This window comes from Achromobacter sp. FW305-C-13 (genome assembly GCF_058783475.1).
This window is the reverse complement of sequence record NZ_JBYSYN010000006.1, coordinates 85717-112477: the sequence shown is the minus strand read 5'-3', so window position 1 is coordinate 112477 and position 26761 is coordinate 85717. Positions and strand designations below refer to the sequence as shown.

24 protein-coding genes and 1 tRNA gene are annotated in these 26761 nt (G+C 62.3%); 1 reads left to right on the top strand and 24 read right to left on the bottom strand.

Translation table 11 applies throughout. The features are described 5' to 3' along the window. Positions 1-99: 99 nt before the first annotated feature. The 4 genes from AC3WMU_RS29000 to mdtD form a co-directional block, all read right to left on the bottom strand. Entirely contained in the window at positions 100-735 is a 636-nt protein-coding gene (locus AC3WMU_RS29000) for a TadE/TadG family type IV pilus assembly protein (RefSeq protein ID WP_427937088.1), read from the bottom strand. Next, positions 732-2096 carry a hypothetical protein gene (locus tag AC3WMU_RS28995; protein WP_280029113.1) on the bottom strand — a complete coding sequence of 455 codons (1365 nt, stop codon included), beginning with the start codon at positions 2094-2096 and terminating at the stop codon, positions 732-734. Before AC3WMU_RS28995 ends, AC3WMU_RS29000 begins: the two co-directional genes overlap by 4 nt. Positions 2097-2152: 56 nt before the next feature. Further along, positions 2153-2419 carry a hypothetical protein gene (locus AC3WMU_RS28990; protein ID WP_035212866.1) on the bottom strand — a complete coding sequence of 89 codons (267 nt, stop codon included), beginning with the start codon at positions 2417-2419 and terminating at the stop codon, positions 2153-2155. Positions 2420-2807: 388 nt separating this feature from the next. Next, entirely contained in the window at positions 2808-4229 is a 1422-nt protein-coding gene (mdtD, locus tag AC3WMU_RS28985) for a multidrug transporter subunit MdtD (protein ID WP_427937084.1), read from the bottom strand. A gap of 167 nt (positions 4230-4396) precedes the next feature. On the opposite strand from mdtD, the gene AC3WMU_RS28980 reads away from it, so the two are divergent. Continuing rightward, positions 4397-4690, top strand: coding sequence for a hypothetical protein (locus tag AC3WMU_RS28980; RefSeq protein WP_280029111.1), 294 nt, complete (start codon positions 4397-4399; stop codon positions 4688-4690). A 99-nt stretch (positions 4691-4789) separates the two neighbouring features. Here AC3WMU_RS28980 and AC3WMU_RS28975 read toward each other — a convergent pair whose 3' ends face one another. From AC3WMU_RS28975 to rlmN, 20 genes are all read right to left on the bottom strand, one after another. Then, positions 4790-5032, bottom strand: a complete 243-nt coding sequence (locus AC3WMU_RS28975) for a hypothetical protein (protein ID WP_280029110.1) — start codon at positions 5030-5032, stop codon at positions 4790-4792. A gap of 156 nt (positions 5033-5188) precedes the next feature. After that, a tRNA-Ile gene (locus AC3WMU_RS28970) sits at positions 5189-5267 on the bottom strand. A gap of 9 nt (positions 5268-5276) precedes the next feature. Beyond that, entirely contained in the window at positions 5277-7547 is a 2271-nt protein-coding gene (rpoD, locus tag AC3WMU_RS28965) for an RNA polymerase sigma factor RpoD (RefSeq protein WP_006223981.1), read from the bottom strand. 715 nt (positions 7548-8262) lie between these two features. Further along, a complete protein-coding gene (dnaG, locus tag AC3WMU_RS28960; RefSeq protein ID WP_006223982.1) occupies positions 8263-10323 on the bottom strand; it encodes a DNA primase in 2061 nt (686 codons plus the stop codon). A 19-nt stretch (positions 10324-10342) separates the two neighbouring features. Further along, positions 10343-10555, bottom strand: a complete 213-nt coding sequence (gene rpsU, locus AC3WMU_RS28955) for a 30S ribosomal protein S21 (protein WP_006218592.1) — start codon at positions 10553-10555, stop codon at positions 10343-10345. 421 nt (positions 10556-10976) lie between these two features. After that, on the bottom strand, positions 10977-11519 hold the full coding sequence (locus tag AC3WMU_RS28950; protein WP_006223983.1) for a phosphoribosyltransferase: 543 nt from the start codon (positions 11517-11519) through the stop codon (positions 10977-10979). An 83-nt stretch (positions 11520-11602) separates the two neighbouring features. Next, the gene (locus tag AC3WMU_RS28945) at positions 11603-12898 is read right to left on the bottom strand and encodes an adenylosuccinate synthase (protein ID WP_006223984.1); all 1296 of its coding nucleotides are present in this window, start codon (positions 12896-12898) and stop codon (positions 11603-11605) included. A 76-nt stretch (positions 12899-12974) separates the two neighbouring features. Next, positions 12975-14132 (bottom strand): ATP phosphoribosyltransferase regulatory subunit, encoded by a 1158-nt coding sequence (locus AC3WMU_RS28940; RefSeq protein ID WP_006223985.1) that lies wholly within the window; start codon positions 14130-14132, stop codon positions 12975-12977. Positions 14133-14397: 265 nt separating this feature from the next. Then, on the bottom strand, positions 14398-15300 hold the full coding sequence (gene hflC, locus AC3WMU_RS28935; RefSeq protein WP_006223986.1) for a protease modulator HflC: 903 nt from the start codon (positions 15298-15300) through the stop codon (positions 14398-14400). An 18-nt stretch (positions 15301-15318) separates the two neighbouring features. Further along, complete coding sequence (gene hflK / locus AC3WMU_RS28930; protein WP_006223987.1) at positions 15319-16623, bottom strand: FtsH protease activity modulator HflK; 1305 nt, start codon at positions 16621-16623, stop codon at positions 15319-15321. Next, complete coding sequence (hflX, locus tag AC3WMU_RS28925; protein ID WP_006223988.1) at positions 16589-17695, bottom strand: GTPase HflX; 1107 nt, start codon at positions 17693-17695, stop codon at positions 16589-16591. Before hflX ends, hflK begins: the two co-directional genes overlap by 35 nt. Before the next feature lie 84 nt (positions 17696-17779). Then, positions 17780-18016 carry an RNA chaperone Hfq gene (gene hfq / locus AC3WMU_RS28920; protein WP_006218585.1) on the bottom strand — a complete coding sequence of 79 codons (237 nt, stop codon included), beginning with the start codon at positions 18014-18016 and terminating at the stop codon, positions 17780-17782. 158 nt (positions 18017-18174) lie between these two features. After that, entirely contained in the window at positions 18175-19248 is a 1074-nt protein-coding gene (hisC, locus tag AC3WMU_RS28915; RefSeq protein ID WP_492283345.1) for a histidinol-phosphate transaminase, read from the bottom strand. 3 nt (positions 19249-19251) lie between these two features. Continuing rightward, complete coding sequence (gene der, locus AC3WMU_RS28910) at positions 19252-20604, bottom strand: ribosome biogenesis GTPase Der (RefSeq protein ID WP_006223990.1); 1353 nt, start codon at positions 20602-20604, stop codon at positions 19252-19254. Between the two features lie 25 nt (positions 20605-20629). Further along, positions 20630-21787, bottom strand: a complete 1158-nt coding sequence (gene bamB, locus AC3WMU_RS28905) for an outer membrane protein assembly factor BamB (RefSeq protein WP_035212870.1) — start codon at positions 21785-21787, stop codon at positions 20630-20632. Positions 21788-21792: 5 nt separating this feature from the next. Next, positions 21793-22431 carry a YfgM family protein gene (locus AC3WMU_RS28900; RefSeq protein WP_006223992.1) on the bottom strand — a complete coding sequence of 213 codons (639 nt, stop codon included), beginning with the start codon at positions 22429-22431 and terminating at the stop codon, positions 21793-21795. Positions 22432-22434: 3 nt separating this feature from the next. Further along, positions 22435-23721: a histidine--tRNA ligase gene (gene hisS / locus AC3WMU_RS28895; protein WP_088590971.1), complete on the bottom strand. Its 1287-nt coding sequence runs from the start codon at positions 23719-23721 to the stop codon at positions 22435-22437. A 55-nt stretch (positions 23722-23776) separates the two neighbouring features. Next, the gene (gene ispG, locus AC3WMU_RS28890) at positions 23777-25063 is read right to left on the bottom strand and encodes a flavodoxin-dependent (E)-4-hydroxy-3-methylbut-2-enyl-diphosphate synthase (RefSeq protein ID WP_006223994.1); all 1287 of its coding nucleotides are present in this window, start codon (positions 25061-25063) and stop codon (positions 23777-23779) included. Positions 25064-25076: 13 nt separating this feature from the next. Continuing rightward, positions 25077-25571, bottom strand: a complete 495-nt coding sequence (locus AC3WMU_RS28885) for a helix-turn-helix domain-containing protein (RefSeq protein ID WP_088590960.1) — start codon at positions 25569-25571, stop codon at positions 25077-25079. Further along, a complete protein-coding gene (rlmN, locus tag AC3WMU_RS28880) occupies positions 25568-26722 on the bottom strand; it encodes a dual-specificity RNA methyltransferase RlmN (protein ID WP_006223996.1) in 1155 nt (384 codons plus the stop codon). The genes AC3WMU_RS28885 and rlmN overlap by 4 nt, the downstream gene beginning before the upstream one ends. Positions 26723-26761 lie beyond the last annotated feature (39 nt).

The window sequence follows — 26761 nt, the reverse complement described above, 5'->3', positions numbered from 1 at the left end:
ACGCCGTTGCGTTGGCCACCAATCCGCCTGCAAGCATCAAGCGGCGCGACCCTACAAGGGCACGCCTTTTCCAGCGAGACCAGGGAAGCAGGTACGCACTCATCGAATCAACCCTCCACGTTTGCCCAAGCGGTCTGATGGCACCAGGTCCGCCCACGCGGATAGCCAGTCCATCGACACCGCTGATCGGCCCCAAGGGCCGTCCATGCGTTGCGCAAGCACTCCCACGCGTCGAGCCTGCGCCAGCGACGCCTTTTCAGCCTGCCGCCAAGCCGTCGGCGCATTGCCGATCCGGCGCTGCGCATCCGCATCCCCGTACGCATGCCCGGCCCCGATCGCCACCCGGGTCAACCGGGTAATCGACGGCGCCAACTCGCCACTGCCCGGGGTCGGCATGGTCTGCGCCTTCACCGTCAGCAACTGCAAGCCCACGCCGAACCATTCATCCTGCAACGCGCTCACGCGGAGCGGCGCGATGCCCCGCAACGCCTTGGCCTGGCTTGTCATAACTGAAGATGCTCGGGACCACGATGACGGCAACGGCTGCCCCAGCGCACTTGACATCGCCGCCTTGCGGCTCGCCTGCGACATTTGCTGCGCCGCGAATTGCAAGCTGCCGATTCCGCTCACCGCCCAGACCATCACGGCCATCAACGGCAAGAGCAACAGCGCTTCCACCGCTGCCTGGCCTTGCTGGCGATCAAAGCGTCGCGCCCTACCCCTTTCCATCGTCATGGCGACCTCCCGGCAAGCAGGACTTCCTGAGATCGGACCGCGGACAAACGCGCCTGCCAGTAAGGCCGAAACAGGGTGGCCAATTCGCCACGGCCATCGGCACGTTGTTCAGGACGCAGGAAATAGGTCTCGGCGGCGCTAGTCGCCGTGATGCCGTCGGTGCGTCCCAGCCCGGCATAGCGAAACAAGCCGGTGGGCGCCGCCAGCGCGCTGTCCGCGTCAGTGGTTTTCAACACGGCGCCCGCCAGACTCACCCTGACCGCGAAACGCAACGGATCCCGCACCCGCGACGCGGCGACCTCGCGATAAGCAGGCAAGCCCCGGCCGGGCCATCGCTGTGCCGATGCCATCGCATACGAATTGGCCATGGGATTGGTGACGCCGCTGAATATGTCCCACGACGTCGATTGCTCCACCCACCGCCAGAAATCTTCCTGAGAAAAATCGACGGGCGGTTCTTCAACGTAATCCACGCCTTCAGGCGCCTTGCTCTTTTGGCCTTGCGCGGTGCCCCAGCCCATCGCGTATTCACGAAAGTAGCAGCCGATCCATCGATTGGATCGCAGGGCATGGAACGACTGCGTGTCCAAGGCTCCCCAGCGCCCATCCGGCCCAAGCCAGGTCGATCCGCGGCGGCGCAGCTCATGCCGATACAGCGGGCATCGCAAGCTGACCGGCCAAGGATTGCGCCGTGTTTCATTGCGTTTTTTCAAGAACCCGTAACGCTCGACCGCCTGCTCCACGGTCGGCCGTAGACCCGATTTGCGGGTAGCGGCCTGGCGCTCGATGAAGCCCGGCCACGCATCCGACAACAACTGCAGCGCCAACCCCTGCGCACCCGTTGGTTTACGGCCACCTGCTTCACTGCCGTCGGCTTCACTGAAGTTGGCGGCAAGCACCTTGCGCATGACACGGTCGCGCGATGCGGGCAGTTCCGACATGGCGGACGCCGCAGCCGTTTCCAACACCTGATACACGGCACGGTCGTGCTGCGCGAAGGCGCTGGCCAGTCGTGCCTCGGCGCTCGGCAACGCTCGCCCTGCCCCATAGGCAATCCCCATGTCAGGCCCGAACAACATCGCGATCAGACTCATCGGCGGGTTGCCGCGGTTGCGTTGCGACTGCAATGCGCCTCCGTACTGCGCCGACGCGGCCAACGTGACCAGATGCGCCATTGCCACCTGATGCGCGATCTGTGTTCGGTTGACGTAGGCAATTGCATTCAGCGCGCGCGCCTGCTCAAGCGCACCGCTGTACGCGGCGGCATCCGCAGCGTGCGTCAGCCGCACCCTGCCCTCAACCGTCTGGCCCAGGTTGTAAAGCACCACCAGGGAGGTCGCGGCCACGGCCACGATCAGCATGCCTAGTACAAGCGCCTGGCCATGCTGACGGGCGGCGGGCATGCGCCGAGGGAGCATCACTTCGCATCCGCGGCGTTGCCGGTAAACGACTTGAGCGAGCGCGCCTTGGTCTGTGCGGCAGCCTTTTGCGCCGCCTGCTGCGCCGCGCGACTCTGCGTGCTGCCATCTTCGCCCGCAAGTTCTCGAGCCATGGCGGCGGTTTGCGAACGCACCACCTGTCCGAAGTACTGATAGACGGCAATTGCCGCCACCGCCACCAAGGCCACAACCACGATGTACTCCGTCATACCCTGACCCAACTGACGCTTCCGAAGTCCCCACATGTCCGCTCTCCGATGCAATGAATGTGGGATGCAGTGTCGGCCTGACGGGTAAAGGCAACAATTCGCGGATGCCGAGGCGGGCAAAATGAACACGGGTGCATTGACACTTGTGAAAGCCGCCCCGGTGGCAAGAAAAAACCCCTCGTACGCAAGCGTCGAGGGGTTCAAATCGGGGGCAAATTCAAATACCCGGAAATCTTGTAACTCACTAATTTTCCAGGGTTTTCCCTATTGCCGGCACCCTGACCCGGCAGTAGATTTGAGTTGCCGGGCTGTCTGACACCCATCGCGTGCGAAGCCGGGCAGGAGCGCCTCAGACTCATCTAGAGCTGGGGCGCTCTTCCATTTCCGCCGCCGCTTCTGCGCAGTATTCAGAACGGCAAAATGCCTAGCCGGCTGCCGGCCGATTGTCTGCGGGACGCCCCAGCTGCGACATATCCAACCGTCGGAACACCCAGCCCGACAAAAGCGTGATCACGCCCACGCACACGAAGCTCAGCGTGAACGCACGCCCCAATGATGCGTTGGCCTCGCCCGAGAACATACCGACCAGCCCACCGCCGATCGTCACGCCCAACCCGATGGCCAGCATCTGGATCATCGAAAACAGGCTGTTCCCACTGGCGGCATCCCGCTTGCTCAACCCCTTCAAGGTCACGCTATTCATCGCCGCGAACTGCATGGAATTGGTCGCGCCGAACAGGGCAAGTTGGGCAACCTGCAATGCCAACGGCCATCCGGGCGAAATCGCCGCGAAAGAGACAATGGATGCACCGACCAATACCGTGTTGACCAGCAAAAAGGTGTCATACCCGTAGCGCCGAACCAGCGGCGCGATCCAGGGTTTGGTGATCGTGCCCGCAATCGCCGCAGGCAACATCATGAGTCCGGACTGCAACGGCGAATAGCCCAATTGCAGTTGCAGCAACAGCGGCAGCAAGAACGGCACCGCGCTGCTGCCGATGCGACACACCAGATTTCCGACCAGCCCTACACTGAAATTGGGCTCGCGAAACAGACGCAATTGAAAGAGCGGATTCTGACGTTTGCGCGCATGGACCACATAAAGCAGCACGGTCAACGCGCTAAGCGCGAACAGGCCCGTCGACCACGCCATGCGCCCCGCGCCTGCGGGTAAGTCCAAACCGAGTGAAAACGACACCATGCACAAGGACAGCAAGGTGCAACCCAGCACATCGAAAGGCGCCACGTCTGACAACGCATCCTCGGGCAAATATCTCCGCACCGCCAACAAACCGGCAATGCCGATAGGCACATTGATCATGAAGATCCAATGCCAGCTTGCCACCTGGACCAGCAGGCCGCCCAAAGTGGGACCAAAAATAGGACCAACCTGACCCGCGATCGACACAAAAGCCAATGCGGAAATGTATTGATCGCCCGGCACCCTGCGCAGCACCGCCAGCCGTCCGATCGGCACCAGCATGGACCCACCCACGCCCTGGACCACGCGCGCAACGGTCAACTGCGTCAGGGTTTGCGCCATGGCGCAGAACACCGATCCCATCGCGAATATCAGGATTGCCGCCAGGTACACACGACGGGTGCCGTAGCGGTCAGCCAACCAGCCCGAGGCCGGCGTCAACATGGCCATCGTCAAGGTGTACGCCACCACGACAGGCTTCAGCGCAAGCGCCTCCTCGCCAAGGCTGCGCGCCATGGCGGGCAGCGCCGTATTGACGATCGTAGTGTCCAGCGTCTGCATGAAAAAGCAGGCAGCGACGACCCAAAGCAGGGCCTGCTGTGATGAGGGTTTAGCCATGGACGAATCGTACTGCGCGAATGCCAACGGACGGCTGACAGCGGGGAGGCGCTTAGGGCGGCGCTGTGCTTGCGTCAGTCGGACCTGACACGCGATTTCTTGCCACCGGAAGCTCCTTGCGGCAGATATCCAGCGCGGTGGAATGACCCCGTTTTTTGTGGAATATACTGGATAAATAAACAGTCTTTTCCATCATGCCGTTCAAAGCCCCCCTTACCCACGCCGACCTACGCATCATCCGCGAGCGCCAGCCCTGGAACGCCGACGTTATCTCATTGCTATGGGAGGTCAAGCGGCTGCGCTCAGTGCTACTGCGCGCCTATCAACTGTCTGCAGACCTGAAGCGGCCAGCCGGTCTGACAGGCGAGCTCTACGACGACTTCATGAAAGGCCTGCGGGATGAACCCTGTGTCCAGGAGCGCGACGGGATGACGACATCGTTGATGGAAGCGCCGGACAGGCTGAGAAAGGGGATGGCACCTCGGTAGGAGCAATGGGCGCGCAGCATCGCCCAAGCGTCATTCGACCGCGGAGGTTTATTGCAAAGGCGTCCGCGGGTCGCCTAGCCTATCAGCCCACTTCCCCGCTCAACTGCATGTGACAACACTGACCATGCTGATGGCACTCATCAGATACTGCATCGCGGCAACTTTCTCTGGCGTCTGATGAACCGAAGCATTCTCGAGTTTCACCAACGCGTGTTTCATCAGTTGAAGGGAAGACATTGTTGAAACGGTAGAGGCCATTGAGGCCGTGCCGTTCCATTCTTGGGCTTCCGCCTCGAAGGCCTGCGGATCCGTGACTGCAGCAGGTAAGGCTTTTGATTTCATCAGAGCACTCTGTTGGCGTGTCCTATAAGGAAGAAATCAGAACCCGCGCTGACGCAAAAGTTCCAGCGGCATGAGGGTCATGCGGAGTTGTACACGCGGCCCAATTCCAAAAAGAACAAGGGGCTACGCCCAATTGGCGTAACCCCTTGATTTCTTTGGTAGGCCCCCCGAGAGTCGAACTCGGCACCAACGGATTATGAGTCCGCTGCTCTAACCAGGCATGAGCTAGAGGCCCAGGAAACGATTACTGCCCTTCCAGGAAGCTCTTCAGCTTATCGGCCCGGCTGGGGTGACGCAGCTTGCGCAGCGCTTTAGCCTCTATTTGGCGAATGCGCTCACGCGTGACGTCGAATTGCTTACCCACTTCTTCCAGGGTCTGGTCGGTGCTCATTTCGATGCCGAAACGCATACGCAGAACCTTGGCTTCACGCGGGGTGAGAGAGTCTAGCACTTCCTTGACCACATCACGCATGGAGCCGTGCAATGCCGCGTCCGAAGGTGCCAGGGTGGACGTGTCTTCGATGAAATCGCCCAGGTGCGAGTCATCGTCGTCACCAATCGGCGTTTCCATGGAGATCGGTTCCTTCGCGATCTTCAGGATCTTGCGGATCTTGTCTTCCGGCATGTCCATCTTCTGCGCCAGGGTCGCGGGATCCGGCTCGGCCCCGGTTTCCTGCAGGATCTGACGGCTGATCCGGTTCATCTTGTTGATCGTTTCGATCATGTGGACCGGGATACGGATGGTGCGCGCCTGGTCGGCGATCGAACGCGTGATGGCCTGACGGATCCACCACGTGGCGTACGTCGAGAATTTGTAGCCGCGGCGGTATTCGAACTTGTCCACGGCCTTCATCAAGCCGATGTTGCCTTCCTGGATCAGATCCAGGAACTGCAGGCCACGGTTCGTGTACTTCTTGGCGATCGAGATCACCAGACGCAGGTTGGCCTCGGTCATTTCGCGCTTGGCCTTGCGGGCCTTGGCTTCGCCGGTGGCCATGCGCTTGTTGACGTCTTTCAGGTCCTTCAGCGGCAGCACGACGCGCGTTTGCAGGTCGATCAGCTTTTGCTGCAGTTCCTGCACGGCGGGAATCTGGCGCTCCAGCGTCTCGGCATACGGATGGCCGGCGGCGACTTCTTCCACCACCCACTGCAGGTTGGTTTCGTTGCCCGGGAAGACCTTGATGAAGTGCGTGCGCGGCATGCCGGCACGGTCCACACACGTATGCAGAACGGCGCGCTCAAGCTGGCGCACTTCTTCAACCTGGTTGCGCAGGGTGTCAGCCAGCTTTTCGACCATCTTGGCCGTGAAGCGGATGCCCATCAGTTCATTCTGGATGGATTCCTGTGCACGCACGTAGACGTCCGACTTGTAGCCGTCCTTCTCGTACGACAGACGCATCTTGTCGAACTGCTTATTGACCTCGTCGAACTTGGCCAATGCCTTCACGCGCAGGTCTTCCAGCTGCTTGCTGGACATGCCGCCCGCGGGGCCGTCATCGCTTTCGTCTTCGTCAGCGGTGACACCGGCGCCGGCGTACTCTTCGCCGTCTTCCGGATCCACCAGGCCGTCGACGACTTCGTCGATCTGCGCCTGGCCTTCGCGAACGCGCAGGATGTGGGCAAGGATCTCGTTGATCGTGGTCGGGCAGGCCGAAATGGCCATGACCATGTGCTTCAGGCCGTCTTCGATGCGCTTGGCGATCTCGATTTCGCCTTCGCGGGTCAGCAGCTCGACCGAACCCATTTCGCGCATGTACATACGCACGGGGTCGGTGGTGCGGCCGAAATCGGAGTCCACGGTGGTCAGCGCGGCTTCGGCTTCGTCTTCGACGTCGTCGTCGTTGGACGCAACCGGCGCGTTTTCGCTCATCAGCAGCGTTTCGGCGTCCGGGGCCTGGTCATAGACCGCGATACCCATGTCGCTGAACGTGCTGATGATGCCGTCGATGGCTTCAGCGTCGACCAGGTCGTCAGGCAGATGGTCGTTGATTTCGCCGTACGTCAGGTAGCCGCGATCCTTGCCCAGCTTGATCAGCTGCTTCAGGCGGTTGCGGCGCGCTTCGTATTCTTCCGGGGTCACGGGGCCACGGGCGATCAGATCCTTGGGATCCGCCTTGCCGCGCTTGCCACCGCGCTTGGGCGGCTTCAGATCGGGCAGGACTTCGCCTTCGCCGTCCATCGTGTCGTCGAAACCGTCTGAATCGTTGTTCGCATTCTTCGCGGGCCGGCCCGGGCGGCGACCGCTGGGCACTGCCGGACGTGCGCTGCCCCCCACCAAGTCGGCGAGCTTGTCTTCAGCCTTCTTGGCGCGAGCCTTCGTCACTTTTTCGGGCTTGTCAGCCGCAGCCGTCTTGGTTGCCTTCTTGGCAGCCGTTTTGGCAGCGGGCTTGGCGACCTTCACCGCCGTTTTGGCGGGCGCTTTTTCCGCCGCCATGCTTACGGCGCGCTTGGCCGCAGGGGCCTTGATTTCAGCCGCATCAATTGCAGAGGAGGATTTGCCGGTGGATTTGGTCATAGTCGCTTCCGTGGTCGTCGCAACCCGTTTGGGCATGTTGCACCGCATAGAGCCGCCCTGGACGGTGGCCCAGCGCGGCGCAAATACGGGTAAAACTGGTGAATTGGCAGAAGTCACGCGGCTGCGTTGTTCGCAGCGCCAGCTCTTTCGAGCCCGCTAGTCGCCATCACGGTGCAATACCGTTGGGCGCTTGACGTGCATGACCTCATTCCGCGGCGGATTTCGGGCGTTGGGGGGGCTGTCTGCCTATAAATAGGCTTTGCTTGCTTATGGGGACCTTGCCCCTAGCAGCTTATGTAGACACAGCACCCAGACCACTAACGCTACGCGAAACGACTCGCCGCTGAACTGCCTGATTCACCGCTCAGCTATCAGCTATATTAATTAACTATGTAACAAATTTGACGCGCCAGCCTGATAATTTCTGCGGGTCAAATCGCACTACACATCTTCAAACATCACTACTGGATTAGATTCGGCCGGCGGTAATAGATTCCATGATCCATGGTCTACCCACTGCCTAGCCCATTTCACGCCAGGACTAGCAGCATATTCAGCATGAATTAAGCCGCAATCAACTGAAAACGCATCAATGGGACATCTGCTTCGGCCTGACTATCCGTCCGTCACTATCCGTCCGCCACTATCCGTCCGCCGCGTAACAGCCAAGATAAATGGCCCCTCGGCAAGCGGACAACCTTTGATTTTAGCGCATTTAGCGTATCCCGGCACCTTTCAGCGTCGCCATGCGGCTTGAGAGTTCCAGATAGCGTTTGCGCGCGTCATCCGTGGACAAGCCTGCAGCCGCCAACTTGGCCATCTCCAGCTTGGCTGAGTCGAATTCGATACGCCGCAGAGCATCATCCCACTCGGTCTGGGGGTCAGGCAGGTCTTCCTGGGACAGGATATCCGCCCGCAAGCCCTTCAATACCGTGGCCAGGTCGGAATCAGGCTCGGCAGCTTCCAGCAATGCGCCCACATGGCGCGCGCCGCTGGATTGCGCCAGCATGATCAAGTCCCTTACCAATCCTAGATGGGGGCCATGGTCGATGACTTCAAGCTGCTGGTCTCCCATGGAGTCCACCAATTCAGGATGCGCCAGCAACAACCCAAGCAAGCGCTTGGCCAACGATGGCATGGTCCGGCGGCCTTCGAAGCCTCCGACGTCGTTATCGCGACGCCCTTTCCAGTTGCCTTTGCCAGGTTTCCAGTCGCCCTTGCTTTTCCAGTCGCTCTTGCCCTTCCATTCCTGCTTGCCGCCAGCGCGCTGACCACCGCCACCACCCGTGAATTCACCCCCGCCTTGCGACGGAAAATGGCCGTAGTCGGCGTAGTCCGGCTCTTCGGCGGGAATATCGTGAAAATCATGCCCGGCGAAGTCATAGCCCATATCGGGGTGACCACCGTCATGATCCGGCCCGGTTGCTCCGGCAGATTCGCCTGCCGCCGGCTTGGGCGACGCGGCCGGCGCGAACGGCTTGGCTGGCTGTTGCGCCAGGATCTGCGCCATTTCTTCAGGGGTCAGCTGCACCAGCTTGGCCATTTCCCGCTCGATCTGCACGCGCAGCGCACACTCGGGAATCGACGCCAACAGCGGCTTGGCTTCATGCAGGCAACTGGCGCGCCCTTCGGCCTCGTTCATGTTGTGCCGCGACGCCAGCTCGTCCAGCAGGAAGCGCGACAGCGCCACCGCATCGGCCAGACAGGCGCGGAACGCTTCTGCGCCCAACTCGCGCACATACGAGTCCGGGTCATGCTCGGACGGCAGGAACAGGAATCGAATGGCGATATCGTCGCGCAGCACGGGCAGGCAAGCCTGCAACGCCCGCCAGGCGGCACGCCGGCCGGCGCCGTCGCCGTCGAAGCTGAAGATCACCTTGTCGCTTGTGCGCAGCAGCTTCTTCACGTGATCGGGCGTCGTGGCCGTACCCAGCGTGGCGACCGCGTTGGCGATGCCTTGCTGCGCTAGGCCGACGACGTCCATGTAGCCTTCGACCACGATCACCTGCCCTTCCTGGCGGATGGACTGGCGCGCCTCCCACAACCCGTAGAGCTCATGGCCCTTCGAGAACAGGGGCGTTTCGGGGGAATTCAGGTACTTGGGCTCGCCTTTGCCGATGATGCGTCCGCCGAAGCCAATGAGGCTGCCCCGCACATTGCGGATCGGAAACATGACGCGCTCACGGAAACGGTCGTAGCGACGGCCGTCTTCGGACTCGATGACCAGCCCGGATTCCACTAGCGTGGGGTCGTCGTAATTGGGAAAAACTTGCGACAGGCCGTGGCGGTCGGTACCCGACCACCCCAACCCAAAATGTGCCGCGATTTCGCCAGTCAGGCCGCGCTGCTTCAGATAGCGGATCGCTGCGGGCGACGCGCGCAACTGCTTCAGATAATGCGCCTGAGCGGCATCCAGCACCTGCGTATGACGGGATTCCTCGGCTTTGCGGCGCGCGGATTCCTGTTGCTGGCGTGGACTGCGATTTTCTTCGGGGACCGTCATTCCCGCCGAAGCCGCGAGCGTGCGCACGGCTTCGGGGAAACTGGTACCCGTATGTTCCATCAGGAAAGTGATGGCGCTGCCATGTGCTCCACAGCCGAAGCAGTGGTAGAACTGCTTGGTGGGGCTGACAGTGAACGACGGACTTTTTTCGTTATGAAAGGGGCACAGGCCAAGCAAGTTGGCCCCACCCTTTCGCAACTGCACGTATCGCCCGACTACGTCGACAACGTCGACTCGGGCGAGTAGATCCTGGATGAATGATTCTGGAATCAATAGATTCGGGAATCAAAAATCAATACAGGCGCGGGGGCAGTTGTTGGCTACGGATGCGCTTGTAGTGGCGCTTCACAGCGGCGGCGTGCTTGCGCTTGCGCTCTGCCGTGGGCTTCTCATAGAACTCGCGCGAACGCAGCTCGGTGAGCAAACCGGTCTTTTCGATGGTGCGCTTGAAGCGGCGCAGAGCGGCTTCAAACGGTTCGTTTTCCTTCAGTCGAACGATAGGCATAAAGTGATTGGCCTGCTTGTAGGGTAACAAAAGTTGATGACAAACCTGGCTTGCTTACCAGCAACGCTGCCTAGGATCCAGGTCCGCGAAAACATCCCCTCGCGCTATAGGCATGCACTGGTACACCAGGCACGCAACCACAACACAAAGGAAAGTACCGCGGAAACGAGGAACCTTGGAGCGCAACCCGGGACTAGGACACATGCGCTGCGCGCTGCAGATGCTGCACGCGGCCTTGCCTTCCATTTCCCGGATTTCCGCTGGCTGTTTCCGTTACCCAAAGACTACCCAAAGAGTAACAAGCCAAGTTCGGTTTAGCGATAACCAGCGATTCTAGCATGGTCACGACCATTTTGACTACTAGGAGGGACACTTGGCACCCAGAGAGCGCCAGGCACCCCTCCCCTGATCCCATCCGGGCTCAGCTCTTGGAACCCTTGCGGATCCAGGCTTCGAGCTGGTGCGGACGCAGGCTGTCGTAATCTTCGAACGGCTGGTGGATCCAGGGGTTCGTCGGCAGCTTCTCGACATAATAGTCGGGCGTTGCCTGGGAATGCCCTTTCCACCACAGCACGGCACTGCGCAGTTCGGTGATGTCCGCGAACTGGCTCTTCAGGTGGTCATAGACCTTGCTGAAGGTTTTGCCGGTATCGACCATGTCGTCCACCAACAACACACGCCCGGACAACGTGCCGCGCGTAATGGTGATGAACTGGGCGATATCCATGTCGCCTTGCTTCGTGCCGGCGGCTTCGCGGTAGCTGCTCGTGGCCAGGATACCCAGCGGCACATCGAAAATGCGGGACATTACGTCACCGACGCGCATACCGCCGCGCGCCAGACAAAGAATCTTGTCGAACTTCCATCCCGATTGATGCACCTGCAAGGTAAGGCGTTCGATCAAGCGGTTGTAATCGTCCCACGTCACCCACAGATGGCTGTCATCATTGGTCGGCGTGCTCATAGGCAAGCATCTCCTGCTTAAAGATACGAAAAGGCCGCCGCCGGTATGAGACCGGCGGCGGCCTTTGGAATATTAACCCGATGTCAGCCCTTCAGGGGGTGACGCAGGACAATGGTTTCATTGCGGTCAGGACCGGTCGACACGAGGTCGATCGGCACACCGCAGACTTCGGCAACGCGCTCGAGGTAGCGACGAGCGGCTTCGGGCAGCTTGTCGTACTCGGTGATGCCGACGGTCGATTCCGACCAGCCCGGCAGCTCTTCCAGCACCGGCTGCGCCTGGGCGACCGCGTGGGCGCCGTAAGGCAGCACGTCACGGAATTCACCATTGACACGGTAGCCGACGCCCAACTGGATGGTTTCCAGGCCGTCCAGCACATCCAGCTTGGTGATGCACAGGCCGGAAATGCCGTTCAGGCGGACCGAGCGCTTCAGCGCGGCGCCGTCGAACCAGCCGCAACGACGCGGGCGGCCGGTAACCGAACCGAATTCCTTGCCAATGGTGGCCAGGCGGGTACCGATCTCGTCGACCAGTTCGGTCGGGAACGGGCCCGAACCGACGCGGGTCGTGTAAGCCTTGGTGATGCCCAGGACGTAATCCAACTGCTGCGGGCCCACGCCGGCGCCAGCCGACGCCGCGCCAGCCACGCAATTGCTGCTGGTGACGAAGGGATAGGTGCCGTGGTCCACATCCAGCAACGCGCCTTGCGCGCCTTCGAACAGAATGCGCTTGCCTTCCTGCTGCATGGCATACAGGTTGCTGGACACATCCTTGACCATCGGCGCGATGGCGGGAGCCAGTGCCATGGCCTGATCACGCACTTCGTCGGCAGAAACCGCTTCGGCGCCCAGATACTTGGTCAGCACGAAGTTGTGGTAATCCAGCACTTCGGCGAGCTTCTCGTCGAACAGCGAAGGATTGAACAGGTCTTGCACGCGCAATGCGCGGCGGGCGACCTTGTCCTCGTATGCCGGGCCGATGCCACGACCGGTCGTGCCGATCTTGCCTTCGCCCTTGCGCGCTTCGCGCGCCTTGTCGATGGCCACGTGGTACGGCAGGATCAGCGGGCAGATTTCGGAAATCTGCAGGCGCGAGCGCACGTCCAGGCCAGCAGCCTCCAGCTCTTCGATTTCCTTGAGCAGGGCTTCCGGGGACAGCACGACGCCGTTGCCGATAAAGCAGGTGACGCCGGGATGCATGATGCCGGACGGGATCAGGCGAAGAATCGTCTTCTTGCCATTGATCCACAGCGTATGGCCGGCATTGTGACCGCCCTGGAAGCGGACCACGCCTTGGACGGATTCCGCCAGCCAATCGACGATCTTGCCTTTGCCCTCGTCACCCCATTGGGTGCCGATTACGACTACGTTCTTGCTCATGTTACGAATCAATATCGAGTTTCTCGGGAAATCCGGAAATCTCCCCGCGGCCCTCTTGTTTCCAAGAGGGAGTTAGTCACAGCGTTCTGACCGTCCAGGCGCCATCTTGCAGCGCCAGCTCGCGATCGCAAACGAATTCGTCCTGATCCTGCTCGTGACCGGGCAATACCTGAACGACAATCTCCCCTGACCGGCGCAGGCGGCGAACCGCCTCGGTCAGAGCGGGGGCCTGCCCCCAAGGCGCGCGAACTGCACGCGCCCGTTCCGCTGGCGGCAGACCTGCCGCCAGTTTGCGTAAATCCAGACTGAAACCGGTAGCCGGACGCGCGCGGCCGAATGCCCGGCTGACGTCGTCATAGCGGCCACCGCTGACCAGTGCGTCGTGCCAGCCTTCCGCATACAGCGCGAACTTCACGCCGGAGTGGTAGCCATAGCCTCCCACATCGGCCAAGTCGACGCTGAACGCGACGTTCGGCATCGCATCCACCACCACCTGCAAGGCATCCAGCGCCACAGCGACACCCGGCAGCAGCGGCAGATCGCGACGCGCCGCCTTCAGCACTTCCGGGCCGCCGTACAGATTCGGCAGCAACTGCAACGCCTTCAGCGTTTCATCCCGCATGCCCGGCGCGCGCTGGGCCAATTCACCCAGGCCCGGCACGTCTTTCTCGCGCAGCAAGCGGATGATTTCCTGCGATACCGCCACGGCCGCCGGGTCCGATTCCAGGATGGCGCGAACCACGCCCGAATGGCACAAGTCCAGACGGGGATTGCGCACCCCGGCGATCGCTACCGTTTCCAGCACGAGCTGGATGATTTCCAGATCGGCTTCAAAACCGGCATGGCCGTAGATCTCGGCACCGATCTGCAACAGCTCGCGGCTGGACAGCAGGTCCGCCGGACGCGCGTGCAACACGTTGCCGCAATAGCACAGGCGGGTCACGCCGGCGCGGTTCAACAAGTGCGCATCAATGCGCGTGACCTGAGGAGTCATGTCCGCCCGCACGCCCAGCGTGCGGCCGGTCAGCTGGTCGACCAGCTTGCACGTGCGCAGATCCAGATCGCTTCCGGTGCCGGACAGCAATGAATCAATGTATTCGACCAGGGGCGGCGCGACCAGCTCGAAGCCGTAAGTACGGTACAAATCGAGAAGTTCGCGGCGCAGTTCCTCGATGCGCCGGGCCTCTGCCGGAAGTACGTCGGCAAGGCTCTCGGGCAGCAACCAGTTACCCATGAATGTTTACCTGATGAACGCCAAGTGATGCGTGGGCGTCGCCCAAACGAAAAAGCGGCTGAGGGGGCGTAAGCCCGCTCAGCCGCTGCGGAATGTTTTCTAGCTTACGCGGTATTGTACATGAGTCAGCGGGCAGCGCCAGCCGGGATTACGGGCAAACAGAGCTGTCCCCCAATTGCCGGCGCACCTGGAACCGCTGCACTTCGCACCAGTAAAAAGCCCCTTGGATTTCCAAGGGGCTTTTCGTTCCGCTACATGCGCCGCCTTACTTGGCCGGCACGGTAACCGGCGCCAGAGCTGCGCCGGCCGGGTCCTTCATGAACTGGAAGAAGCTGGAGCTGGGGTCGACCACCAGCACGTCGCCCGGCTTCGAGAACGAAGCGCGGTAGGCTTCCAGGCTCTTGTAGTACGTGTAGAACTGCGGGTTCTTGCCGTAGGCCTGCGCGTAGATCGATGCCGCGGCGGCATCGCCCTCACCCATGATGCCCTGGGCCTTGGCATACGCCTGAGCCACAATGACTTCACGTTGGCGGTCGGCCTCAGCGCGGATCTTCTCGCCTTCGGCGGCGCCGATGGAACGCAGCTCGTTGGCGACGCGCGTGCGCTCCGCTTCCATGCGGCGGTACACCGATTCCGAAATTTCCGGCGCGAATTCGATACGGCGCAGACGCACGTCGACGATCTGCACGCCCAGGGGCTCGGCGCGCTTGGCCACGTTGGTCAGGATCTCGGCCATGATCTTGTCGCGTTCGGTCGAGACCACGTCGCGCACCGTGCGCACGTTGACCGATGCGTTCAGCGCGTCGCGGATGAGCGCTTGCAGGCGCTCTTGCGCCACGCGCTCGTTGCCGCCCGTCGAGACGTAGTATTGGCGGGGATCCGCAATACGCCACTTGACGTAGGAATCGATCAGCAGGTTCTTCTTTTCAGAAGTCTGGATGCGTTCGGCTTCGTTGGTTTCGATGGTCAGGATGCGCTTGTCGAGCGTGACGACGTTCTGGAACGGCGGCGGGGCCTTGAAATACAGGCCAGGTTCACTGATGGTCTTGCGCACTTCACCCAGCGAGAACACCAGGGCGTAGTCGCGCTCGCGCACGACGAAGACGCAGGAAGACAGGGCGGCCAGCACAATGAGCAGGCCGACCAGGATGGGCATAAAACGTTGCATGATCAGGACTCCTCCGGGTTAGCGCGACGTACGGTCGCGGGGCAGCGTGTTGCTATTGCTGCTGCCGGAAGACTGGGGCACCGGGACCGCGCCGCTACGCAACGGCGGCTGAACCGGCGGACTGATCAACGCAGGCGAACCCGGATTGCCGACACTGGACTTGCTGCCGTCCTGGGCGGCCAGATGCATGATCTTGTCCAAGGGCAGGTACAACATGTTGTTGTTGCTCTTGGTGTCGACCATGACCTTGCTGGCGCGCGTGAAGATGTCCTGCATGCTCTCCAGATACATGCGCTGGCGCATGACCTGCGGCGACTTTTCGTATTCACCCAGGATGCTGGTGAAGCGCGAAGTATTACCCTGGGCGTCGCCAACGACCTTGGCCTTGTAGCCTTCGGCCTGCTCGGTCATACGCGAAGCCTGGCCACTTGCCAGCGGCACGACCTGGTTGGCGTAAGCCTGGCCTTCGTTGATCTGGCGCTCGCGGTCCTGACCGGCCTTGACGGCGTCGTCGAAGGCGGCTTGCACCTGCTCGGGCGGCTGCACGTTCTGGATGGCGACCGTGCTGACCTGGACGCCGCTTTGGTAGCGGTCCAGGATCTGCTGCATCAGCGCCTGCACTTGCGTGGCAACCATCGTACGACCTTCGTACAGCACGAAGTCCATCGACTGCTTGCCCACGACTTCGCGCATGGCCGTTTCGGAGGCCTGGCGGACGGATTCGTCCGGGTCGCGCGTCATGAAGAGGTAGTCCGGCGCACCATCGGCGCGCAGGCGATACTGGACGACGAACTGCATATCGACGATGTTCTCGTCCGTCGTGAGCATCAGCGATTCAGGCAGCACCTTGTTGCGCGAACCGCCACGGAAACCGACTTCGAACGTACGCAATTGCGACACGTTGACGATTTCCTGGCTTTGAATGGGATACGGCAGGCGCCATTGGAAACCGGCCTGCGACGTGCTCTTGTATTTGCCGAACTGGGTCACAACCGCGACCTGGCCTTCTTGCACGATGTAGAAGCCGCTAGCCGCCCAGATGCCCACCGCCACCAGGGCAATGACGCCCAGGCCGATGCGCGCACCACGCGGTGAAGGCGGCGTCATGCCGCCACGGTTGCCGGGACGGTTGTTGCCACCGCCACCGCCCTTGCGACCGAACAGGGATCCGATGCGATTATTGAAATCGCGCCAGACCTCGTCCAGGTCGGGAGGGCCGTCTCCATTGCCTTGAGGCCGCTTCGGCGGCGGCTCGGAGCCATTGTTGTTCCCACGACCCCAACCGGGGTCATTCAGATTGAAGAGTTTGATAATTCGCGGCATTGTTTCCCACAATCTGTCCGGTCTCCGCAATTGCCCCGCGCAACGCATCCAGACCGGCGCGCTCGGTGGCGCTTACAAATACTCGCGCAATCGTACCATGTGCATCGCGCTCCACCCGGGGTTCCAAACCAGCCCGGTCAATCTTGTTGTATACCAGAATGGTCGGAACGGTGGAGGCGCCGATTTCAGCGAGAACCTTGTTGACTTCGAAAATCTGCTCGTCGCGCTGCGGACTGGCCGCGTCGACTACGTGCAGCAATAGATCCGCGTGCACCGTCTCTTCCAGCGTCGCGCGAAATGCGGCGATCAGGTCATGAGGCAGGTCGCGGATGAATCCGACCGTATCCGATATCACAACGTTCCCGGCGCCCTCGATCCAGATGCGCCGCGTGGTCGTATCCAGGGTGGCGAACAGTTGATCCGCCGCGTAGGTATCCGCGCGCGTCAGCGCATTGAATAACGTGGACTTGCCGGCGTTGGTGTAACCCACGAGCGACACGGACAGCGCGCCGCCTCGTGCCCGCGCGCGGCGCTGGGTCACGCGCTGGCGTTCAACGCGATCCAGCCGCTCGCGCAGCGTCTTGACCTTGGCGCCGATCATGCGGCGGTCCATTTCAAGCTGGGATTCGCCGGGGCCGCGCATCCCGATACCGCCACGCTGACGCTCCAAGTGGCTCCACATGCGCGTCAGGCGCGTGGACAAATGCTGCAACTGCGCCAGCTCGACCTGCAGCTTGCCTTCGTGGCTCTTTGCGCGCAGGGCGAAGATGTCCAGAATGAGGGCAACGCGGTCCACCACGCGTAAATTGAAAACGCGTTCCAGGTTGCGTTGCTGGGCGGGCGACAAGGGCTGATCGAACAGGACGATGTCGGCGAGAAGCGCCTGCGACATCGCGACACCCTCGTCCGCCTTGCCAGAACCGATGAAGAACTTGGCGTCGGGCCGGTCGCGCCGGGCGGTCAAGGTGCCGACGACTTCCGCGCCCGCGCCCTTGGCCAGCATCGCAAATTCCTCGGCATGGGCCGTGAAGTCCGGGTCACCCAGATCCACGCTGATAATCAGAGCGCGCATACATGCACCATATTGGAGCCAAAGCGAAAATGCCCGCCGACGTCATCCGTCTGGCGGGCAAAAAAAGGTACAGCTGGAGCGAGATTACTCAGCAGGGACTTCCACCTGGAAATTCACGGCGCGGGCGGGAACGACGGTGGAAATGGCATGCTTGTAGACCATTTGCGTAACCGTATTGCGCAACAGCACCACGTACTGGTCAAAAGATTCGATTTGCCCTTGAAGCTTGATACCGTTCACCAAGTAAATCGACACGGGCACATGATCCTTGCGCAGCGTGTTCAGGAACGGATCTTGCAGAGTTTGCCCTTTATTGCTCATTGGCCAGGCTCCATTTGTTTGTTATTGAGTGATGATGTGCTTTTTTGTACTGGTGGAGCACACCGAAATACGTACTCTACAGGGTTTTCCCGGCCCGTGCTACTTGGCCAGGAGGCAAAAGTGACACCAGAGTTTTCAAGCTGAAAAGCCCCTGACGATCACGCTTGCAGGACCTCCGCGAGCCCCTTCAGAAGCAGGTCTACCTGCTCGTCCGTGCCCACGGTAATGCGGAGAAACTGATCGATGCGCGCATGACGGAAATGGCGCACGATGATGCTGCGCTCGCGCAAGGCGGCGGCCAGACCCGAAGCGTCTTTGGAGGGGTGCCGCGCGAACACGAAATTCGCAGCCGACGGCAGCACTTCAAAACCCAGCGACTCCAGGCCCGCCGTCATCCGCGACCGGGTTTCGATCACGGCTTGGCGAGTCTTCTCAAAGTACTCTGTATCTTCCAATGCCGCCACTGCGCCGGCCGATGCCAGGCGATCAATGGGGTAGGAGTTGAAACTGTTCTTTACGCGGTCGAGCCCATCGATGAGCTCGGCGCTGCCCACGGCGAAGCCTACGCGCAGCCCGGCCAGCGAACGCGACTTGGACAAGGTCTGCACGACCAGCAAGTTGTCATAGCGCGCGACCAGGCCCACGGCCGATTCACCGCCGAAATCCACATAGGCCTCGTCGACTACGACGACGGCGTCGGGGTTGCCCGCGACGATGCGCTCGACCTCGGCCAGGCTGAGTGCGCGGCCCGTGGGGGCATTGGGGTTCGGGAAAATGATGGCGCCGGCCTGCCCGCGGGCACCCGGCAGGTAGTCTTCCACGTCAATGCGGAAATCCGCCGTCAGCGGCACGGTTTCGTATTCGATACCGTACAGGCCGCAGTAGACCGGGTAGAAACTGTAGGTGATGTCTGGAAAGCGCAGCGGACGCTCGTGCTTGAGCAACGCCAGGAACACGTGCGCCAGCACCTCGTCGGAGCCGTTGCCCACGAACACCTGGCCCGGCTGCGCGCCCAGTGTCGACGCGATCGCCTGGCGAAGGCGGTCGGACGACGGGTCCGGGTACAGCTTGAGCGTGTCATCGCAGGCTGCGCGAATGGCATCGAGCACCTTGGGCGACGGCCCGTAAGGATGCTCGTTGGTATTCAGCTTGATCAGGTTCTGAAGCTTGGGCTGCTCGCCCGGGACATACGGACTGAGCGTCCCGACCACGGGACTCCAGAAACGGCTCATGGATCAGCTTTCCTGCGCGTAGGGGTTGTGCGAAGACTTGAATTCGATGCGCAAAGGCGTACCGGCCAGATCGAACGCATTGCGGAAACGCGTTTCCAGGTACCGGCGATACGAATCCGGGATGGCGTCCAGCGCATTGCCGTGGATGACGACCAGCGGCGGGTTCTGACCGCCCTGGTGCGCATAGCGCATCTTGGGACGGAAGATGCCCTTGCGGGGCGGCTGCTGCTGCTCGATGGCGGCCTGCAGTTCACGCGTCAGTTTGGGCGTGGACAGCTTGGCGAACGCGGCGGCATGCGCCGAATTGATGGACTTCAAGAGCGGCTTGATGCCCTGCCCGCGCAAGGCCGAAATGGTGTGCATGCGCGCGAACGACAGGAAACGCAGCTTGCGCTGGAATTCGCGTTCGATGCGTTCCTTTTCCTCGCCGTCCAGGCCATCCCACTTGTTGATGGCCACCACGACCGCGCGGCCGGTTTCCAGCACGAAGCCCGCGATGTGGGCATCCTGCTCGGAAATCTCGGTGTGCGCATCCAGCATCAGCAGCACGACGTTGCTGGCCTCGATGGCCTGCAGCGTCTTGATGACGGAGAATTTTTCCACGGCCTCGAACACCTTGCCGCGCTTGCGCAGGCCGGCCGTGTCGATCAGCGTGTAGCGGCGGCCGTCACGGTCGAAATCGATCTCGATGGCGTCGCGCGTGGTGCCCGGCAAGTCGAACGCGATCACGCGCTCTTCGCCCATCAAGGTATTGATGAGGGTCGATTTGCCGACGTTCGGACGGCCCACGATCGCCAGCTTGATGCGGTGATCGTGATCGCCTTCCTCGAAGACTTCTTCTTCGACAGGCGGTTCGGCCAGGTCTTTCAGCGCCAGTTCGATCAGGTCGACGATGCCGTCGCCGTGCGCCGCCGAAATCGGATAGGGCTGGCCCAATCCAAGCTCGTGGAACTCGGAGATGGCCGGGCCCAGGCCCATGCCTTCCGCCTTGTTCACCGCCAACAGCACGCGCTGCTGGCCGGACTTGCGCAGCAACTGCGCGATTTCGTGGTCGTGCGCATTGATGCCGGCGCGGGCATCGACCAGGAACACCACCACGTCCGCCTCGGCGATGGCCTGCCGGGTCTGGCGCGCCATCTCCAGCAGGATGCCGTCTTTGGCGACCGGTTCGAAACCGCCGGTATCGATAGCGATGAACGGGATCTCGCCTACCCTGCCCTCACCGTAATGGCGATCGCGGGTCAGGCCGGAAAAATCGGCCACCAACGCGGCGCGCGATCGCGTCAGGCGGTTGAAAAGGGTCGACTTCCCCACATTGGGGCGACCGACCAGGGCAACGACAGGCTTGAAAGACACGGTGTAAGGCTTTGTTCTATAGGTTTTAGTTGGCGCCGATCATGACGAGATTGCCATTGCCCGTCTGGACCAGCACACCTTGGGGGGTGGTTTGCGGCGGCGAAACGACGGCGCCTCCACCCACGGACAGCCGCGCCATCAGGCTGCCATCACTACGCGACAGGAAGTGCAGATAGCCTTCCAGGTCGCCAACTGCAAGCGCACCGCCCAGCATAGCCGGTGCAGTCACTTGGCGGTTCTTCAGCGCTGCCTGCTTCCAGACATTGCCGCCATTATCCAGCGCAAACGCGCTGACGACGCTGTTCTGGTCCGCCGCATAGGCGAAGCGCTCGTCCAGCGAAACGCCGCTGACGCTGGAGAAGTCCTTGGCCCACAACGGACGGCCGCCGGCCGTGACGTCAAAGCAGACGATACGCCCTTGATAGGCGACCGCGCAAAGGAGATTACCCGCGATGCGCGGGGCGCCGACGACGTCGGTCAGGCGCTCGAGGTCGCTGGCGCCCTTGGGCGTCGCCACGGTGCCTTCCCATTGCACGTTGCCGCTGTCGGAGGCGATCGCCATCAGCTTGCCGCCTGGCAGGCCGGTGATGACCAAGCCTTCGGCCAGCACCATCTGCGACACGCTGCGCAATGCCAGCGAGGGGCCCGGGCGCTGCACGTTCCAGACGCGCTCGCCGCTGTTGGCGTCGAACGCCTGGATGCGGTAGTCGCCGCTGCGGACCACCACGATGCCATAACCCACCACCGGCGGAATCGTGACATCGCTGGTGGCGCGGACCTTCCACTTCACCTTGCCGCTGTCGTCGAAGGCAATCACGTCGCCGTCGGGCGAAGCAACCGCGGTGGTGGTGCCGTCGCTGCCGGCGCCGGCCGACAGCTTGCCGTCGGTCTTGGCCTTCCACAGGGGACGGCCGCTTTGAAGGTCGAACTTGCCCACCGAGCCATCCGGCGTAGCAGCGTAGACGGCGCTGCCCAGGACCGTGGGCGCGAAGCCCAGGCCCGAACCGCTGCCGATCGACGTCGACCAGACTTGGTGGACGGACATGCCGGCCTTGTACTCGGTCAGCGGTGCGGGATCGTAACGGCCGTCATCGTGCGAAAACAAGCCGCATCCGCCCAGCGCAAGCAAGCTTGCCAGGCAAACGGCGCCACGCCACGTACGACCAGGTGCAAATTTACGCATTACAGTCACGCTCCGCTCAAGGCATCCAATTTCAGTTGCACAACCTGGGTCATCGGATTCGCCGTACCCAGGCCATCAATGGCGCTCTGCCATGCCGCACGCGCTTCATCGCGCTTGCCTTGCGCAGCGAGGATATCGCCACGGCGGTCCGCGAACAAGGCGGCAAAGGCGGCCGGCGGATTGTTCAGTTGTGCAAGCGCCGGGTCGTATTGCTTCTGATCCAGCAGCATGCCGGCCAGGCGCAGGCGCGCCACGGCTTGCATGGCCGGGTTCTTGCCTTGCGCGGCCAGCCATTCCAGCTGTTCACGAGCACCGGCCTCGTCCTTCTGAGCCTGCAGGGCCTGCGCCGCAACCAGCGCGCCGCGGGCGGCGTAGCCGGTGGCCGGGTATTGGTCGCGCAGCGTGGCGGCAGCGGTCTTGATGCGCACGGCGGAATCGGCGCCACCTAGGCGGGCCGCGTCTTCCAGCGCTTCGAAGTAGCCCATGGCCTGATTGGCACGGTGCGATTCGTAGGCCTTCCAGCCCCACCAACCGCCCCAGGACAGCGCGACGACGGCAAACAGCGTGACAACCAGCGTCCCGTAACGGGCCCACCACGCCTTGATTGCGTCCAGTTTTTCCTGTTCTTCGAGATCGTATGCCATGCCTTAACCCTTGTTGTTCAGTACCGCAGCCAGATCCTTCAGCGGGACCTGCTGCTGAGCCGCGTCGCCCTGGGCGTCCGCACGCAAATATTTGACGCTGGCGGTCTGCGACGCAACTTCATCGGCGCCAAGAATAACCGCAACCTTGGCGCCGCTGGCATCCGCGCGCTTGAATTGGGACTTGAAACCGGCCGAACCGGCATGCACGACGACCGACAGGCCGGCATCACGCAGGTCTTCGCCAACCCGGGCTGCCAGGCGCTGGGCTTCTTCGCCCTGATGCACGACGTAGACTTCGCATTCCGCCGGCGCCTCCAGCTGCACGCTCTGCTCCCAGAGGTCCAGCAGACGTTCCATGCCGATTGCGAAGCCGACCGCGGGCGCGTGCTTGCCGCCCAGCAGTTCGACCAGGCCGTCGTAGCGGCCGCCGCCGCAGACCGTGCCCTGGGAGCCCAGGCGGTCGGTGACCCACTCGAAAACCGTCAGGTTGTAGTAGTCAAGGCCGCGCACCAGGCGCGGGTTCAGGCTGTATTCGATGCCCGCGTCCGTCAGGCGCTGGCACACGCCATCGAAGTGTGCGCGGGACTCTTCGCCCAGGAAGTCGAACAGGCGCGGCGCGCTGTTGGCCATTTCCTGCATGGCGGGGTTCTTGGTGTCCAACACGCGCAGCGGGTTGGTGTACAGGCGACGCTGGCCGTCTTCATCCAGGATGTCGCGATGCTTTTCCAGGTGCTCGATCAAGGCGGCGCGGTGCGCGGCGCGCTCGGCGGGCTGACCCAGGGAGTTCAGCTCCAGGCGCACATCCTTCAGGCCCAGCAGCTTCCACAGACGGGCCAGCATGACGATCAGTTCGGCGTCCACGTCAGGCCCGGCAAAGCCCAGGGCCTCGACGTCGATCTGATGGAACTGGCGGTAGCGGCCGCGCTGCGGGCGCTCGTGGCGAAAGACGGGGCCGATCGAGTAGACGCGTTGCGGGCGGTCGTAGAGCATGTTGTGCTCGATCGAGGCGCGCACGATGCCGGCCGTCATCTCGGGACGCATCGTCAGCGATTCGCCGTTCAATGCGTCGGTGAAGGTGTACATCTCTTTTTCGACGATGTCGGTGACTTCGCCGATGCCGCGCGTAAACAGGCGCGTATGCTCAAGCACGGGCGTACGCACGTTGCGATAGCCATAGCCGCGCAGCCAGCCGCGCACGATTTCCTCGAACTGTTCCCAGCGGGCGCTCGGCCCGGGCAACACGTCATTCATGCCGCGTATGGCGGCCACTTTCTGGAAAGCTTGAGTCATCTTGATCATGCCGCATCACGCGCCTGCCGGCGCGTCCGCGGCTACACCCTTTCTTTTAATGAGAGGCGAGCGCGCCGTAACGGCGCGCCACGTAGTCTTCGACGATGGCCTGGAACTCTTCGGCGATATGGTCGCCTTTGAGCGTGACCGTGCGTTCCCCGTCCACGAATACCGGCGCCGCGGGCACTTCGCCCGTTCCCGGCAGACTGATTCCGATATCGGCATGACGGCTTTCGCCCGGCCCATTGACCACACAGCCCATGACCGCGACGTTCATGCTTTCGACGCCCGGATATTGCGCCTTCCAGACCGGCATCTGACGGCGCAGATAGGACTGGATGCTATCAGCCAGTTCCTGGAAGAACGTGCTGCTGGTGCGGCCGCAACCGGGGCATGCCACGACCATTGGCGTGAACGCACGCAGACCCATCGTCTGCAGGATTTCCTGCGCCACGACGGCTTCGCGGCTGCGATCGCCGCCAGGTTCCGGCGTGAGCGAAATGCGGATCGTGTCGCCGATACCCTGCTGCAGCAGCACGGCCAGCGCGGCGGTAGACGCCACGATGCCCTTGCTGCCCATGCCGGCTTCGGTCAGCCCCAGGTGCAGGGGGTAGTCGCAACGGGCGGACAGGTCGCGGTAGACCGCGATCAGGTCCTGGACGTGGCTGACCTTGCACGACAGGATGATGGCGTCGCGCCGCAGGCCGAGCTCTTCCGCGCGTTGCGCGTTGGTGATGGCAGACACGACCAGCGCGTCGCGCATCACGGCCTGGGCCTCCCAGGGCTGTGCGCGACGACTGTTTTCGTCCATCTTGCGCGCCATCAGTTCGTGATCCAGGCTGCCCCAGTTCACGCCGATGCGCACGGGCTTGTCGTAGCGGCAGGCCACTTCGATCATCTGCGCGAAATTGTCGTCGCGCCGCTTGCCGCCGCCCATGTTGCCGGGGTTGATCCGGTATTTGGACAGCGCCTGCGCGCACTCGGGAAACTGCGTCAGCAGCTTGTGGCCGTTGTAGTGAAAGTCACCCACCAGCGGCACATTCACGCCCATGCGGTCGAGCTGTTCGCGGATGGCGACCACTTCGCGGGCCGCCTCGGGCGTATTCACCGTGATCCGCACCAGTTCAGAGCCGGCCAGCGCCAGCTCTTTGACCTGGATCGCCGTGGCGATGGCGTCGGCGGTGTCGGTGTTGGTCATGGACTGCACCACGACCGGGGCGTCGCCGCCCACCATCACAACGCGATCGCCCCACTTCACTGCCACCGAACGCGTGGCGCGGCGCATCGCGGCCCCCACGGCGGGAGGCGGCGCATCCTGGCAAGGCAAAGAAGAATCTTGCATCGGTGGAACCGGGTTACTTGGTCGGCTTCTGCAGCCAGTCGAACGGCAGCCATTGCTGCGGCAACCAGCCTTGCCAGAAGGCATACGCCACGCCGGCGGCCAGCACCAGCACGATGGCGATGAGCCATCCCCAGGAGGTCGAAGACGAACGGTCGTCATCGGCGCTGGACTGGGGGATGGAATGCGCCGAATGCAGGGCGCCCGGGCTCAGCTTCACCGGACCGGTGACGCGGGCCTTGGGGTCCAGCGAATCGACGATGGCTTGCGAATCGGCGCCCAGCAGGCGCGCGTAGTTGCGGACCAGGCCGCGCAGGGAAACGCCCGTGGGCAGGTCCGCCCACGCTTCGTTTTCAAGGGCTTCGATCTGCTTCGTGGAAAACTTGATGCGACTGGACACTTCGTCGAGCGACCAGCCTTTGGACTGGCGCAGCGTGCGCAATGCCGAGCCCACGTTGCCCGCAGCGCTTGCGGGCGTTTCAGAAACTGCAGAAGCGAAATCCTGCGTCATGCATGCACCTGTTTAATTGGTATGGTCTGGCGCTGTGCGGCATTGCGCTCGGTAATCCGAGTGCGATCCCGCACTTCTCCGGCCAGTTGACCACAAGCTGCATCGATGTCGTCGCCCCGGGTCTTGCGCACGGTCGTGATGATGCCCGCGTCCATCAGGCGCTGCGCGAACACCTTGACGCGCGCCGAGTTGGAACGTTTCAGGCCCGACTCGGGGAAGGGGTTGAACGGAATCAGATTGAGCTTGCAGCGCAGCTGGCGTGCAATTTGGATCAGTTCCTTGGCATGCTGGTCGGTATCGTTGATGCCGTCCAGCATGCAATATTCAAACGTGATGAAGTCGCGCGGGGCAAACGCCAGATAGCGTTCGCAAGCCGCCAGCAACTCTTTCAGCGGGTACTTTTTGTTCAGCGGCACCAGCTCGTCGCGCAGCGCATCGTTGGGCGCATGCAGCGAGACGGCGAGTGCCACCGGACAGTCCTGCGACAGGCGGTCCATCATGGGGACGACGCCCGAGGTGGATACCGTGACGCGGCGGCGCGACAAGCCATAGGCGTTGTCGTCCAGCATCAGGCGCAGCGCCGGCAGGACCTGGTCGTAGTTGAGCAGGGGTTCGCCCATGCCCATCATGACCACGTTGCTGATGACGCGCGTATCTTCGGTGGCCTTGGCGCTTTCCAGGCGGGCGGTGCCGATGTCGGCTTCCAGCACGCGCTTGGCCCACCACAGCTGACCGATGATTTCGCTGGTTTTCAGGTTGCGGTTGAAGCCCTGATGCCCGGTCGAGCAAAAGCGGCAGTTCACCACGCAGCCGGCTTGGCTGGAAATGCAGAGGGTGCCGCGATCGTCTTCGGGGATGAAGACGGTTTCGATGGCATTGCCTTGGCCCACATCGAACAGCCACTTGCGCGTGCCGTCGGTCGAGCGTTGCTCGATATTGACGGGCAAGGCTTCGATGCGGCAATGCGATGCGAGCTGGCCGCGGAATTCGCGGGCCAGATCGGTCATGGCGTCGAACGAATCGGCGCCACGCTGGTGCATCCAGCGTTGCAGCTGACGGGCGCGAAAAGGCTTGCCGCCCCACTGCCCGACAAGTTCGGACAGGGCGGAGCCATCCAGCCCCAGCAAATTGATTCGTTCGACGGATTCCATGACCTGGGTAACGCTAAAAAACTAAAACAGTGCTTTCGC